The organism is Chryseobacterium sp. SIMBA_029 (assembly GCF_046535275.1).
Taxonomy (GTDB): domain Bacteria; phylum Bacteroidota; class Bacteroidia; order Flavobacteriales; family Weeksellaceae; genus Chryseobacterium.
Window position 1 is genome coordinate 1 of sequence record NZ_JAWRXA010000306.1, and the last position, 273, is coordinate 273.

Consider the following 273-nt stretch of genomic DNA (forward strand, 5'->3'; position numbering starts at 1 on the left):
TTTTTTTCTTTTCAGAAAGAATTCTAAGCATTTTATTACGTTTTTTTCTTTCTGCAATTGGAACAACATCACCCATTGCTGCAGCTTCTGTATTTTCTCTTTCAGAATAAGTAAATACATGAAGATAAGTAATTGGAAGTTCATTAAGGAAATTATAGGTTTCCATAAATTTTTCTTCTGTTTCTCCGGGGAATCCCACAATCACATCCACACCAATGGCTGCATCAGGCATTACCTCACGGATTTTATTTACTCTATCATTATATAGCTTAG

At 33.0% G+C, this 273-nt stretch carries 1 pseudogene; it reads right to left on the reverse strand.

From position 1 onward, the window contains the following. A pseudogene (locus tag SB679_RS24235) lies at nt 1-273 on the reverse strand (tRNA (N(6)-L-threonylcarbamoyladenosine(37)-C(2))-methylthiotransferase MtaB); the annotation flags it as partial.